Source organism: Frankia sp. KB5, assembly GCF_002099325.1.
GTDB lineage: Bacteria > Actinomycetota > Actinomycetes > Frankiales > Frankiaceae > Frankia > Frankia casuarinae.
The window spans coordinates 1-13,913 of the sequence record NZ_MRUJ01000136.1 but is presented as its reverse complement, the minus strand read 5'-3'; the positions used below and the strand labels follow the sequence as shown (position 1 = coordinate 13,913).

Sequence of the window (13,913 nt, the reverse complement as noted above, 5' to 3'; positions counted from 1 at the left end):
GCGCAGCGGGCGGCTCGTCGCGTCGCCTGATTCTGCTTACGGAGTGTGTTTGTGTCTGCTCGTCTCGTCGTACTCGCCTCGGGAGCGGGAACCACCCTGCAGGCGATCCTCGACGCAACCGCGGACCCCGGGTTCGGCGCGGCGGTCGTGGCGGTCGRCACCGACCGCTACGGCACCGGAGCGGAACGGCGGGCCCGGGCCTCGGGGGTCCCGGTGTTCACCGTTCGTCTCGAGGACCACCCGGACCGGGATGCCTTCAACGCCGCGACGGCCGGGCGGATCGCCGAATTCGCGCCCGATCTGTTGGTCCTGGCGGGTTACATGAAGATTCTCAGTGCCCGGGTGATCGGCCGGTTCCGGACGATCAACACCCACCCGTCGCTGCTGCCTGCCTTTCCGGGAGCCACCGCGGTGCGTGACGCGTTGGCCGCCGGGGTGAAGGTCAGCGGGGTGACGGTGCACTGGGTCGACGAAGGCGTCGACACCGGTCCGATCATCGCTCAGCGGGCGGTGCCGGTTGAGCCAGRCGATACCGAGCAGACACTTCATGCACGGATCCAGAGCGTCGAGCGAGGACTGTTCGTCGCGACGATCGGCGGGATCGTGCGGGCCGGGAGCGGCGACTCGACCCCGGCCGGACATCGGCGGGGCGAGCATGGGTCTCCCGCATCGGCAGAAGTTTGGGTACAGGAGGAATCATGACGTCATCGGGCGAAGGTGTGGCCGGCGAGGGCGGGGCTGTCCGCGGATCCGAACCCGGCGAAGTGGTCCCCACCGGGCGGCGGCCGCTRCGACGGGCGCTTGTCAGCGTCTACGACAAGAGCGGGCTCGACGTCCTCGCGGAGGCGTTCCTTGCGGCCGACGTCGAGGTGGTCTCGACCGGTTCGACCGCCGACGTCCTGGCCCGTCACGGGCTGGCGGTCACACCGGTGAGCACCGTGACCGGATTTCCGGAGGTGCTGGGCGGTCGCGTCAAGACGCTGCACCCCCACGTGCACGCCGGTCTGTTGGCCGATCTGCGTAACGCCGAGCACGCCGCGGTGTTGGCCGAACTCGACATCGCTCCGTTCGACCTGGTCGTCGTCAATCTGTACCCGTTCGCCGCGACAGTCGCCGCCGGTGCGAGCGAGGACGAGGCGATCGAGCAGATCGACATCGGCGGTCCGGCCATGATCCGCGCGGCGGCGAAGAACCATGCGTCGGTCGCCGTTGTCGTCGCACCCGGCGACTACGCCGAGCTGGCCGCCGCAGTCCGCGGATCCGGATATGATCTTCCCGCTCGCCGCCGGCTCGCCGCGAAGGCGTTCGCCCACACCGCGGCGTACGACATCGCCGTGTCCTCGTGGTTCGCCGGCGTCGTCGCGCCGGACGAGGTGGCGCGGGAGAGCGGATGGCCCGACGTGCTGTCCGCGCAGTGGCACCGTACGGAGGTCCTGCGTTACGGCGAGAACCCCCATCAGCGCGCCGCGCTCTACGTGGAGAGCGACGCCGAGGGTCGGCCCGGCCTCGCCTCGGCCCGTCAGCTGCACGGCAAGCAGATGTCCTACAACAACTACACCGACACCGACGCCGCCCGCCGAGCGGTGTTCGACTTCACCGAGCCCGCCGTGGCCGTGATCAAGCACGCCAACCCCTGCGGCATCGCGATCGGCGCCACCATCGCCGAGGCCCACCGCAAGGCGCATGCCTGCGACCCGGTCTCCGCCTTCGGCGGGGTGATCGCGACCAACCGTCCGGTCTCGGGCGAGCTCGCCGAACAGATCGCGGAGATCTTCACCGAGGTCGTCGTCGCACCGGCCTACGAACCCGCCGCGGTGGAGATCCTCTCTCGTAAGCCGTCGATCCGGCTGCTGGAGTGCCCACCGCCGCCGCACCAGCGCGGGATCGAACTGCGCCAGATCAGCGGAGGCCTGCTCCTGCAGTCGCGGGACGCCGTCGATGCGCCGGGCGACGAGCCGTCCGGATGGACGCTGGAGGCGGGATCGCCTGCGGACGAGGCCCTGCTGGCCGAGTTGCGGTTCGCCTGGCGGGCGGTGCGCTCCGTGAAGTCGAACGCCATCCTCCTCGCGTCCGGCGGTGCCACCGTCGGAGTCGGGATGGGCCAGGTGAACCGGGTGGACGCTGCCCGGCTCGCRGTGACCCGGGCAGGGGACCGGGCGAAGGGGGCTGTCGCCGCGAGCGACGCCTATTTCCCGTTCCCCGACGGTTTCGAGGTGCTCGCCGAGGCGGGGGTGCGGGCCGTGGTCGAACCGGGCGGGTCGGTGCGCGACGAGCTCGTCATCACGGCTGCCCGGGAGGCCGGCGTCACGCTCTACTTCAGCGGTGTCCGCCACTTCGCGCACTGACAGCGGGCCACCCAGGCCGGTGGCACCGGCGTGTGTTCCGCCAGCCATCGGCCGAAGCCTTTGTCGAGGAGGTCGTCGGCGGCCCCGGCACGCATGTCTTCACCGGCGCATGTCTTCACCGGAATCGGCGGCCCCATCGCAGATGCCCGTCCGTACGCCGATACTCCAGTTCGATCGAAGGAGTCGGCTCCACGGCGTCGCCGATGATCCCGGTCCCGGTCCCGGTGCTCGCCACGACGCCGGGTGCCCCCGGCCCGTCGGCGCGCGTGTCCGGTGGGGCACTGGGCAGGCGTCCGGGATGCCGGTCGACCTCCGGTAGATGATCGCTGTCAGATCGATGATCGGCCTGGGACAGCGATAATCTGGCCGCGCCGGGCCGGCCTCCCGTCCACCCGTCCGCTCCGGATGGCCATGGCGGATCGGACGACTGCTGATCGGTGCCCGGTCGTCTGTCCCCGGACGTTCTGTCCCGACCCGCCGGCAGGCTGGCCTCGGTCGATGTTCCGACCGGCTCTGGTGGCTCTGGTGGTTCGTCCGTGGCGCCGCCCAACGGCGCCGTGCGCCGTTCGGTGCCCTCACTTCACGAGGCGGCGTTCGCCTCCGCGGCCGCCGAGCCCCGGCGCCCGCTGGCGCTGCCGTTGGACGTCGTTGCCGTTGGGCTGGCCGCCGCCGCGAGCACACCGCCGGGCTGGTCGCCGTTCGGCACATAGCGCTGGGCTACCCAGTCCAGGGCGTCGCGCCAGCTCGCGCCGTAGAGCACCGAGATCCGATCCGCCGTCTGCCTCGCCAGCGCCTGGACGAACACCCGGTCGTCGCTGTCCAGGTGTCGGGCGTCCCCGAAGGTCTCCCAGGCCCGGAACATCAGTTCCTGCAGCTTCTTGCTGTGTGGTGATTCGTCTGTCACGTCACGCTCCATCCCACTTGGGCACTGCGGCCGGAAGTCTGCCCTAAGCCTGCATGATGCCTATAGGTGGGGGTGCTGCATATTGTGCGCGTGATGTGCTCGGATGGGGTAATCGTATCCTTGGTCGCTGGCATGTGATATAGGGCTGTCATCCCCGCTTCGGCAGGTCGTGGCATCGGGCAGATCACCGTCGTGGAGGATCCGCCGCCCGACGGGCCGGCCGTTCACCCGGGCCACCCCTGCGTGGCCTCGGYGTGGCCCCGCCGTGCTCCCTGCGCCCGTGGGCGCCGATGCCRCAGGCGGCCTACCGTGTGTCCGTAAGGACCGATGCCCTGGTTGGATTGGTGTTCGATGCATCCTGCACTTGGGTGGAAGTCGTCGCCGATGACGGCGGGGACGCCACCATGTCCCGTACGGGACCACTGTCCAGCAGGAGATCTCGACCGCTGCCGGAGGCGAGGGTGACCGACGCGGTGCGCCGCTCCGGCCCGGCTCGACCCGGGGATGATCCAGGCCGCCCCGGGCCGGGGGGGCGGCACCGATCCGGCGGATATTCCGGCGGATATGAGGCGCCCGATCCCCGGGCGGAACGGGCAGAGCTGCCGCCGCGCCGCGCTGGGGCGGAAGCGGACCGGCGGCGTCCGTCGTGGCCGGGCACCGCCCGCGTTGACGTCTTCCGTCCGAGCGAGGATCGTGACGAGCGCCTTCCTGCCGAGTATCGCGGGTTGCGCCGGTTCGACCGTCCCGTTCCGCCGACGCCGGCCCCGCCGGCCGCCCCGGGTCAGCCCGGATCGTCCCCACCGGAGCGGGTCGCGGGCGACGGCATCCCATCGCACGACCCGTGGCGTTCGGTGTCCTCCCCGCTGGTCGGCCTCGGGGAGCACCGGAAGCCGGCGGTCGGTGCGGAGCCTGGGCCACCCGTGGCAGGGACCATCTCCGGATCCCGGAGAACACCGGTCCCAGCTGCCTCCCCGCCGCCACTCGTCACGCCCGGCGCACCCGCCGGGCCCGGGCCTGCCGAGCCCGGCAGGCGTGGCGACGGGGGCGGGATCGGCGGCTGGCTACGGCAGGAGGCCACCTTCGCGTTGGTGCTCGCCGGGGTCACCGTCGGGCTGATGCTGGTCTTCCAGGACAGATGGCGCCGAGGAATGGTGGTCGTCGGCGTGGTCCTGGTGATGGCCGCTTTGGCCCGTCTGGTGCTGCCGGCACGGCGGATCGGCCTGCTGGCGGTGCGAGGACGGGCCTTCGATGTGAGTATTCTCCTCCTGTTTGGAGTATCTGTGATAATCCTCACATTCGCCGTTCCCTACGTCGGCCCGTGACGGCTTGTCCACCGCACTCGGCCCGTGGCCGTCGCGGGTCTTGCCGGGGTGGGTCGGGCGCGGCCCGTGACGGGTTAGCGCAGGCCGGTCATGGTGCGCCGCATCGCCAGACGGGTCAGGGAACTCGTCGGGATGGTGCCGCGGCCCAGCCCGATCTCGACGAGCATGTCGTACAGCTCGGTACGGGTGCGGGCGGCCCGGACCGCCGCGTCCATCAGGGTGYGGCGCCGCCCGGCGAGACCGGCGAGCAGAGCCGTGTGCCRCAGATGCCGTCCCAGCTCCGCGTCGAGAGCGCGTCGGTAGACCCGGCCCGCGGCGGCCGGGTGCGCCGCGCGGACGGCGGCATGYCCGGCCAGCGACCCCGACAGCACCGCGTAGTAGATGCCCTCCCCGGTCAGGGGGTTGATCAGGGAGGCCGCATCCCCGGCGAGCAGCACGGGACCGTTCGGCTRCCGGGGGCGATGGGTCGACAGCGGCAGATGATGGGCCCGCAGCGTGGCCGGGTGCGCCGGTGTCTCGGGCAGCATGCGGGCGAGCGTGCGACGCAGGACGGTCTTGGCACTCGTTCCGTCCGTCCCGCCGGCCAGCCGGGACCGCAGCATCCCGTAGCCGATGTTCRCACGGCCGTCGCCGATCGGGAACGACCAGGCGTAGGCTGGCCAACCCTCGTCGGTCATGTGGATGAACTGTTCGGGGGGGCCGTCGCCGAAGGCGACCTCGGTATAGGCCCGCACGGCGATCGCCATTGCCCCGGGGGGGTTACCCGGCAGCCCGAGCCCGCGGCGTACCGCGGAGTTTGCGCCGTCCGCGCCGATGACGACCCGCGCCGTGAGCGAGCCGTTGACCACGACGACCGGCTCCCGTCCCCGACCGTCCAGGYGCGGCCGGTCGGTAAACTCCAGGGACCGCACGCGCCGCCGGATCAGCTGAGCTCCACGTGCCTGGGCGGCGGCCACGAGACGGGCGTCGAAGACCTCCCTGGGTACCACGTAGTTGGCTCGGGCTGAGGGAGTGGCCACCTCGGCGCCCCCTGGGGTGCGCAGGCGCATGCGGTCCACCGGCCGGTACCCGGCGACCGCATCGGTCACGCCGAGATCACGCAGGACGTCCAGGCCGTGTGGGGCGATGCCGTCACCGCAGGTCTTGTCCCGGGGGAACTCGGCGGCGTCGGCGATGACRACGTGTGCGTCCGGGCGTTCCCGCAGGGCGCCCAGAGCCGCCGCGCTGCCGGCCGGRCCGCCCCCGACGACAAGGACGTCAATCGTACGGGAGAGCAGGTCGGCAGCCTCGTCCACGCGCACGATCGGGGTGGCGACGGTGATCGTGTCAGCATCCTTGACCGGCCCTGCCGTCACGTATCGTGGTCCCGCGGTTCCCGCGTTGTCACGTCTCTCCGCCCGTTCCCGCGGACCTGGGCCGTCTCCCGGGGCCACGCCGTCCCCCGGGGCCACGCCGGATCCTCGGGTATCCGTGGGGGGGTTCTCTCCGAGGTGCTCGTCACGCGGGGCGGGCGGGCCGGACGGGGATGTGGGGGTCTGCACGCCCGCCAGTCTCGCAGCCGGCTGCCCCCCGGGGGGACGCATGCCCCGCCTTGCCGGGCCCGCGGGGTGGAACCGGGTGCCCGGGTCGTCGGGACCGGCGGGAAAACCTCGTACAGTGCGGAACGTGGACGCTCTTGGACAGGTGGCGGCGTGGCCGGTCGAGACCGTCGCGGTCGTGGTGATGGGTCGGGAGGACGAGGCGGTCGGACCGGGTGCGGGGTCCGGGTGGCCGGGCGCAGCGGTGACCCCGCGGGTCCGGGAGGTGGCGCGGACCGGACCACTCGATCATCTCTTCCGGCTGGCCTCGGTGTCGAAGCTGCTCAGCGCCTATGCGGTCCTGATCGCCGTGGAGGAGGGCGCGATCGGGCTCGAYGATCCCGCCGGACCCCCCAGGTCCACCGTGGCTCATCTGCTCGCCCACACCTCCGGGCTCGCGTTCTCGGGGACCCGCGTATTGGCCCCCCCGGGTACCCGTCGCATCTACTCCAACACCGGGTTCGAGCGACTGGGGGAGGCGCTGGAGAAGGCGACCAGCATCGCCTTCGCCGACTACCTCGCCCAGGCGGTCTTCGAGCCCCTCGGGATGCACGATGCCCGGCTGACGGGATCCCCGGCCTCCGGCGTGACGGCGACGCTTGCCGACATGCGACGCTTCGCTGCCGAGCTCCTCGCCCCGACGCTGATCACCTCCGCGACGTTCGCCACGGCCATCTCGGTCGCCTTTCCCGGACTTGCCGGCGTGCTGCCGGGTTTCGGCCAGCAGACCCCCAACGACTGGGGACTCGGCTTCGAGATCCGCGGCGACAAGCACCCGCACTGGACGGGCAGCTCCAACGCGCCGTCGACCTTCGGCCACTTCGGGCAGAGCGGGACCTTCCTGTGGGTGGATCCCGTCGCCCGCCTCGCATGTGTGACTCTTTGTGATCGTGATTTTGGCGAGTGGGCCCAGCGAGTCTGGCCACCGCTGGCGGACGCGATCCTGGCGCAGGCCCCCTCGTGGTCCGCAAACCGCTTGGCGTGACGTGCGAGAAAGGGCGGGTGCGGCRCAGCCGTCGGTGAGCATTTCCGGTCGGATGCCGGTTTTTCCCGAGGGTATTGTCAGCTTTTGGTCATGATCTGGAATCCGCATCCCCTTCCCATGGTCCGCGCGGGACGGCCGTGGCTCATGGGCCATGATGTCGGCATGCTTCCTCGGCGAGACCGATCCCGACGGCCGGTTCTTCACCCGGCGCAGGCAGGCATGTGGATACGCAGAGTAGCGATCRTCACTGCTTTCGTCGGGGAGCCGGTCCCGCATGACTGAGGGGGTGAACGGTCATACCGTCCAGGTTGTCCCGGCCGTTGATCCCGGTGAATCGGTCGATMCGCTCGGTTCCGCGACTCGGGTGGACATCGGGGTGGCGATCGGCATCCCCGAGCCGTACCGCACAGAGCTTCAGGACTGGCGGGAGCGACTCGGCGACCCGAACGCAGCCCTCATCGTCCCGCACGTCACCCTGCTGGGTCCGACCTCCGTCGGGTTCGTGGAGCTGCCCATGATCGAGCGCCACCTCGCGCAGACGGCGCGGACGAACTCCCCGTTCACCATCCGCCTGCGGGGATCCGGCACGTTCCGGCCGTTGTCCCCGGTCGTGTTCGTCGCCCTCGCCATGGGTATTCTCCGGTGCGAGAAACTGGCGGCGGTGGTACGGTCCGGTCCTCTCGACCGGCCGCTCAGCTTCGCCTACCATCCGCACGTCACCGTCGCGCACGATCTTGCCGAGGACGCGTTAGATCGCGCCTTTGATGCGCTCGCCGAATATCAGGCGCAGTTCGAGGTCAACGGATTCGGGCTGTACGAAAGAGGCGCCGACCTGCGCTGGCGGCAACTACGCTTCTTCCCGTTCGGTCGCCCTGAGCGTGGGCCGGAACCGGTGGGCGGCGGGGGGCGACGCGCCACACTCGGATCTCGGGAGTGAGCGCACGTCGTCGGGGGACAGTAACGAATGTGACGGGACCTCGTCAGGCGGTACGGGCCGGTGTCGGGACGGTTTCCGGTACCGCTGTGGCGGTACGCCGGAAACGTCCGTTTCTCGATCACCTCGTCCGGRCATATTCCCGCTACACAGCCGATGGCGGTGATCGTCTCGCRGCGTCGGCGACCTACTTCGCGTTCCTGTCATTCTTCCCGCTGATCGCGCTGGCCTTCGCGGTCACCGGCTTCGTCGTAGACGCGTACCCCGATGTGCAGGAGAGCCTGACCCGGCAGATCAACGACTATCTTCCGGGCCTGGCGGACAAGCTCGACGTCGCCTCGATTGGCAACGCCAAGGTCGGTGTGGGCATTATCGGTCTTGCCGGCCTCCTGCTCGCCGGACTCGCGTGGATCGACGCGCTGCGGGACGCCATCCGTCTCGTATGGCACCAGGACATCGATGTCGGCAACATCATCACCCGGCGGCTGCGGGATGTCACGGTGCTCGCGGGACTGGGGCTGACTCTGTTGGCCTCACTCGTCGTGACCAGCCTCTCGACCTCGGCCACCGGGTCATTCCTGAGCTGGATCGGATTGTCCGGCAGCACCGCCGCGGCCTGGGTGACCGGCCTACTGGCCCTGCTTGTCGCCCTCGCGATCGACACCGCGGTTTTCCTCTATCTGTTCTGGCGGCTGCCGCAGCAGACCGACCGGGTGCGGACGGTCCGGGGTGCGGTGCTCGGCGCCGTCGGAGTCGAGATCCTCAAGATCGTCGGCACCTGGCTAGTCGGGCAAACCATGAGCAATCCGGTGTACGGTACGTTCGCGGTGATCGTCGGGTTGCTCATCTGGATCAACATTGTCATGCGATGGACGCTGTTCGTCGCGGCCTGGACCGTGACGGCGCCCTACAACTCCGACGTCTTCCCCTCCGGTTCGGCAGCCCGGCATACCGTCTCCGAGGCGGCCGACCGCGCGGCGGCGGGGAGCGCGGGCGCGGCAGGCGCGGGATCCACGGGGCCGGAGTCCTACCGGTCGAGCGGCTCGCCGAACCCGGAGGCCTCCCGCCGCCTGGTGCCCGGCTCCCAGAACGGCTCGACGCCGCTCGCGCCTGCTTCATCCGACCCGTCGTCGGCGAAGCCATCCTCGGCCGGACCGGTGCGGGTGGCGTCGGAGAGCAACCCGCGTGGCACGGTGCCCCTCCCCGCCCGGGTACGGGCATTTCTGCGCCGCCGCATACCCTCGGGGACATCCAGCAGATCGGACTGATCAGGTCCGGCAGCCGGCCTCAGCGTTACGGACACGTGTCCGTAACGCGGTGCGGGCGGCCGACCCGACGGGCGCTCGACGTCCCGGAGGCCCGCCGCCGCGTGCCGCCGCCGGCGCTGGCGTCGGCGTACCCGGGCGGCCCGATGGGTGAGTGCGGTGAGCAGGCATGCTACGACGGTGCAGCCGATCGCGATCCAGGTTATCGGGCCGATGTCGCTGCCAGGATCGCCCGCGCGGGCGACTCCGTGCCGCGAGGAGGAAGAGGAGGATGTTGCCGTGCCGGCGGTCGGCGCGACCCCTGGACCCGCCGGGCTGATGGAGGGCCGGTCTCCCGCGGGCCCGCTCGACGCCGCCGCCGTCGCCCCGGGGTTCGCGAGATACCCGACCGGGGTGACCGTGTCGGCGTGCGCGAAGCCCCAGTCGAGCAGCGCGCGCGCGTCCTTGCCGTAGGCGGGAGCCGTCCGCAGCAGGGCGACGATGAGGGTGTGGCCGCCGCGGGTGGCCGCGCCGACGAACGTCGCGCCGGCCGCGATGGTGTAGCCGTTCTTCACCCCGATAGTCCCCTCGTAGGAACGCAGCAGGGCGTTGTGGTTCTGGATCTCGAAGCGGGTGCTCCCCCGGCCGGCGAGCGAGGCGCGCGGGATCGTCAGGTAGCCGCGCACCGTCGGGTTGTCCAACGCCGCCCGACCGAGCACGGCTAGGTCGTGCACACTGGTGACCTGGCCGGGACTGTCCAGTCCGGTCGGGTCACCGGCGACGGTGTCCGTTGCGCCGAGTGACCTGGCTAGAGCGTTCATCCGCTGCAGCACGGCGGGAGTTCCCCCGCTCGCCTGGACCAGGGCCATGGTCGCGTCGTTTCCGCTGGAGATCAGCATGGCGGTCGCCAGGTCACGGACGGTGTATCCGACCCCCGGCACGAGACCGACCTTCGTGCCGTCCACCCGAGGGGCGTTCTCGTCGACCGTCACGACCTGGTCCGGCGGCAGGCCGGGCAGCACGGTCAGCGCGGTCAGGATTTTCATCGTGCTGGCCGGGAGATCCTGGGCGTGTGGGCGGTAGGCGGCGAGGATGGCGCCGCTTCCCGCGTCCGCGACAAGCCACTCGGCGGCCGTGAGACCGGCCGGGGGAGCGGAGTCGGAAGCGGCGGTGGGTGCCGGTGCGGCGAGCGGGACGGTGGGCGGGACCGCGGGTGGGGCGCTGGCCGCAGCCGGCGGCCCGAGGCCGGCCGCGGGGGACGCGGCGGTACCCAGGCCGCTCGTGGGACCGGGAGTGGGTGCGGGGACGGCCGCGGTCGCTGGAACGATCTTCAGGAACGGGGTGAGGATTGCTCCGAGGACCGCCACGGCCACCAGCGCCCGCCCGAGGCTTCCGCGGAGGCGACGCGGGTCATGCCGGGGCGGACAGGGGACACGCACCTGCCGAACGCTACTGGGTTGACCCGTTCCGCAGAAGGGTGGTTACGACCCGTGTCGCGAGTGGACGTTTCCTGGGTAGGAATCCACTGGTTGCGGCTTTCCCAATGAATGCCAGGAGGAGCCCGTATGGGCAGAGAGACTATGGTGCCCGTGCGTTGTAACTCCTCTGTTCTTGAGGTGCGTCGTCGCGCCGGCCTCCCGGGTGGGGTCGTCGAGCGTGGTCTTCGGGGTGGGACCGGTGGCGATGGTCGGCGTCGTTTTCCTGTCGGGACCGCCGTTTTCGCGGTTCCCGGTGCGGGTGGCATACCCGGCGTCCGTGGAGTGAGGGGGGATGCCGGTCGTGCTCACACCCGTGGTGTTCCTGCGCTTGTGGTGCTTGGGCCGCCGGGGGCGTTCCGGGTTCCCGATGTTCGGCTTGCCCGTGGCGGGTGGGCCCTCGGTCTCGGGGTCGCTCGTTTCCCGGGGGGCACCACCGGGGGTGGGCGTCGGCCCGCCGTGCCGTGACGGCGATCGTGCGGCGGTCGGCTCCCGTTCATCCGACGCCGTCTGGGGCGGAACGCGAACCGCGTCCCGCACCAGACTCTCGATGTCGCCGCGAAGAGATTCGAGTTGGCCGGCCAGCTCGCCGCGCATGTACTGCCGGGTCGCCGCATCGCTCTGGGCAAGCCGGAGCGCGGCGATCTCACGCGCGAGAAACTCGGTGTCTTCCCGCATACGTACAGCGACCGCCCGATCCTCGGCCAGCGAGGCACGGTCACGGTCGTCCTGTCGGTTCTGGGCGAGCAGGATCAACGGTGCCGCGTAGGCGGCCTGGGTCGAGAAGGCCAGGTTCAGCAGGATGAAAGGGTAGGGATCCCACCGCAGCAGCGGTAGCGCGATGTTCAAGGCTATCCAGACGATCACGATACAGGTCTGAATGGCGAGGTAGCGCCCGGTTCCCAGGAAACGGGCGATGGCCTCCGCGAAGCGACTGACCGATTCCCGGTCCATGCCCCGGGGGATCAGTGTGACCCGGCCGGAGGCGGGCAGGTCGAGACGCTCGGTGCAGGCACGACGACGTCCCGCGGTCCGCGATGTTGAGATGCTCATGGAAGGTCCCCCTCCGCGCGCCCCAGCCACTGCCGGACAGCTGCGAGCGCGCATTCCTCGAGCAGGCCGCGGGCGGCATCGCCACGGCGACCTCTGGTCGATACGACTTCGATCGACCGCACCTGCTTGTGCACTGCTCGCGGCCCACGCGACTGCCGACCCGGACGGATCAGGGAAGCGCGGCCGGGACAGGATGGCTCCGTGCTACCGGCATGAACCGGTCGGGCCGGGAGAGCGGTGACCGTCGTCTCCGAGGCGGAGACGACGTCGCCGACGGCACGGCCGCACCGGACAGGAGGGCCGTGCGTCCGAACAGGCCGGACTTCCGAACAGTGCCCCGGGCGTCGTCTACCCGGGTTCCGTGGACGCGGGCCGGGCGCGACGGTGCGCGCTCATCGGCCCGGGATTCAGTGCTGGCTGACGTCCACGAGCAGGAAGCGGCCTTTACTGGAGCACCCGCCAGGACTCACAGCGGCCACCTCCTCGTGTTGGTCCTCCGTAGAGGATTTTTCGGGGGCTTGTCAAGGATAACCGCCGGAGCTGTTCCCCAACCCACCGGGGCACCCGTGATACCGGTCGCGGTGACGTCACCCGAAGCGGGGACTGTCAGCGGGCGGCGGGGGCCGGGCGGGATACAGCGGCAGCAGCATCGGAACGAAGACCTTGACGGTCGGATCGTCGGTGACGGGTTTCGGCCCGCCCAGGACGAGGAATCCGTGGCGGGCGTAGAGGCGCCGCGCCGGACGGTTCCCGGGGACCACCCAGAGCTTCACCGCCTCCGCGCCCGCCTGGCGGGCCCAGTCGATCGCGGTGGCCAGGAGGGTGTCGGCGGCTCCGGTGCCCCGCGCCTCGGGAGCGACCCACATGGCGCCGAGTTCCCGTAACCAGGGACGGCCCACCGGGGTGAAGCCCTGCACCATCCCGGCGGCCTCGCCAGCCACGGCGACGATGGCCACCAGATCGGCGGACGAGTAGGCTCCGGCGCGGGCGCGGGCGTCCCACTCCTCGGCGGGCAGCGCGCTCGCCTCGGCCAGGGTCTGCCAGAACGCCGAAGGAGCATCGGTGAGCGCGGCAAGACGCAGCCTTCGCAACAGCATTCCTTCGTCTGGTCCGATCCGGCGCCCCCGGATGTCGTCGGCCCCCACCACCGCTCCCTCCCTCCCGCCGTCTGGCCCGCCGACCTGGCCCGCCGACCTGGCCCGCCTTGCGGATCCCTTGCGCATCCTCCGTGTCAGTGCCGCCCGTGACCAGACCGTCGGCCGGGAGAGGTCGGTGTTGTGCGGGACAGGCCGGTGTTGCGCGTAATCGGTCCGGCCTTTACCGCAAAGTGCTCCCGGGCAGCGAGGGAAGCGCGGATACTGATCAAAGCGGCGGGACGGCGGAGGAGTCGCGCGAGATGATCTATCGTGGGTAGGCCCGTCTCGTTGATCGTGCGGCATGACGGGCCTTCGTGGTCGGCCTGGTCCCCGCAGTGCCCGGGGCTGGCGATGGCCCAGCCGTCCGCCGCGGAGCTGCGGGCCGCGTTGCCCGACGTCCTCGCGTGGTACTTCGGTGAGGCCACCGAGATCGACGCGCAGATCCACGTCGAGCGGAGGCTGTGCGGTGGCGTCGCCGTCCGGATCGCCCAGGATGCGCAACTGTGGGAACGTCAGCTGGTCGCCGACCGGCTGGGCGAGGCCTTGGCCGCCGGGGACCAGGCGGCGCGGCTGCGTGCGGCCCCGGGCAACGCGGCCGGCGAGGTGATCTATGTCTGCGCGCTGCAGTCGGACCGCGTCTCCTGGCTGACGGGCCAGCTGGAGGATGAGAACGACGCGGTCGTGGCCACCCTCCCGGTGGCCGAGACGATGCTGTGGACCATGCGGTTCGGAGCGGCCCGCAGCGGGGCCGGGGAATCGGTCCAGCCGCCCGCCTACCGTCCCGACACGACGTTCAGCGAGGTGATGCGGACCTTCGCCGGGCCGCTCCAGCACCTGCGGGCGTGAGCCGCGGGACGTCGAAGGCCATGGTCGTCGGATCGTGGTTCTTCGTCGGCCGGCCCCTCCGGGCCGGGTTGTCCGATCGACCTCGCAGCGCG

11 protein-coding genes and 1 pseudogene are annotated in these 13,913 nt (G+C 71.0%); 7 read left to right on the top strand and 5 right to left on the bottom strand.

What is annotated here, in order from left to right; all coding sequences use genetic code 11:
- Positions 1-51 precede the first annotated feature (51 nt).
- A complete protein-coding gene (gene purN / locus KBI5_RS14310) occupies positions 52-702 on the top strand; it encodes a phosphoribosylglycinamide formyltransferase (RefSeq protein WP_085015499.1) in 651 nt (216 codons plus the stop codon).
- The gene (purH, locus tag KBI5_RS14305) at positions 699-2,345 is read left to right on the top strand and encodes a bifunctional phosphoribosylaminoimidazolecarboxamide formyltransferase/IMP cyclohydrolase (protein WP_011435110.1); all 1,647 of its coding nucleotides are present in this window, start codon (positions 699-701) and stop codon (positions 2,343-2,345) included. The genes purN and purH overlap by 4 nt, the downstream gene beginning before the upstream one ends.
- Before the next feature lie 580 nt (positions 2,346-2,925).
- Here purH and KBI5_RS14295 read toward each other — a convergent pair.
- Positions 2,926-3,249 (bottom strand): hypothetical protein, encoded by a 324-nt coding sequence (locus KBI5_RS14295; protein ID WP_011435111.1) that lies wholly within the window; start codon positions 3,247-3,249, stop codon positions 2,926-2,928.
- A gap of 461 nt (positions 3,250-3,710) precedes the next feature.
- Between KBI5_RS14295 and KBI5_RS25340 the strand changes: the two genes are divergently transcribed.
- Positions 3,711-4,571, top strand: coding sequence for a DUF3017 domain-containing protein (locus tag KBI5_RS25340; protein WP_235462776.1), 861 nt, complete (start codon positions 3,711-3,713; stop codon positions 4,569-4,571).
- Positions 4,572-4,645: 74 nt separating this feature from the next.
- Here the strand turns inward: KBI5_RS25340 and KBI5_RS14285 are convergent, their stop codons facing one another.
- Positions 4,646-5,866 (bottom strand): geranylgeranyl reductase family protein, encoded by a 1,221-nt coding sequence (locus KBI5_RS14285; protein WP_085015505.1) that lies wholly within the window; start codon positions 5,864-5,866, stop codon positions 4,646-4,648.
- Between the two features lie 370 nt (positions 5,867-6,236).
- On the opposite strand from KBI5_RS14285, the gene KBI5_RS14280 reads away from it, so the two are divergent.
- The 3 genes from KBI5_RS14280 (at position 6,237) to KBI5_RS14270 (ending at position 9,335) form a co-directional block, all read left to right on the top strand.
- Positions 6,237-7,133 (top strand): serine hydrolase domain-containing protein, encoded by an 897-nt coding sequence (locus KBI5_RS14280; RefSeq protein WP_035729730.1) that lies wholly within the window; start codon positions 6,237-6,239, stop codon positions 7,131-7,133.
- 274 nt (positions 7,134-7,407) lie between these two features.
- Positions 7,408-8,070 (top strand): 2'-5' RNA ligase family protein, encoded by a 663-nt coding sequence (locus KBI5_RS14275; protein WP_085015498.1) that lies wholly within the window; start codon positions 7,408-7,410, stop codon positions 8,068-8,070.
- Between the two features lie 29 nt (positions 8,071-8,099).
- Complete coding sequence (locus KBI5_RS14270) at positions 8,100-9,335, top strand: YihY/virulence factor BrkB family protein (protein WP_347272504.1); 1,236 nt, start codon at positions 8,100-8,102, stop codon at positions 9,333-9,335.
- Between the two features lie 476 nt (positions 9,336-9,811).
- On the opposite strand, the pseudogene KBI5_RS28730 reads toward KBI5_RS14270, so the two are convergent.
- The 3 genes and pseudogenes from KBI5_RS28730 to KBI5_RS14255 all read right to left on the bottom strand — a co-directional run.
- Positions 9,812-10,678: pseudogene (locus KBI5_RS28730) on the bottom strand (serine hydrolase); the annotation flags it as partial.
- Positions 10,679-10,792: 114 nt separating this feature from the next.
- Positions 10,793-11,839, bottom strand: coding sequence for a DUF1003 domain-containing protein (locus KBI5_RS14260; protein WP_011435118.1), 1,047 nt, complete (start codon positions 11,837-11,839; stop codon positions 10,793-10,795).
- A gap of 587 nt (positions 11,840-12,426) precedes the next feature.
- The gene (locus KBI5_RS14255; RefSeq protein WP_235462778.1) at positions 12,427-12,984 is read right to left on the bottom strand and encodes a GNAT family N-acetyltransferase; all 558 of its coding nucleotides are present in this window, start codon (positions 12,982-12,984) and stop codon (positions 12,427-12,429) included.
- 261 nt (positions 12,985-13,245) lie between these two features.
- On the opposite strand from KBI5_RS14255, the gene KBI5_RS14250 reads away from it, so the two are divergent.
- Entirely contained in the window at positions 13,246-13,821 is a 576-nt protein-coding gene (locus KBI5_RS14250) for a hypothetical protein (protein ID WP_023839759.1), read from the top strand.
- The last annotated feature ends 92 nt before the right edge of the window (positions 13,822-13,913 follow it).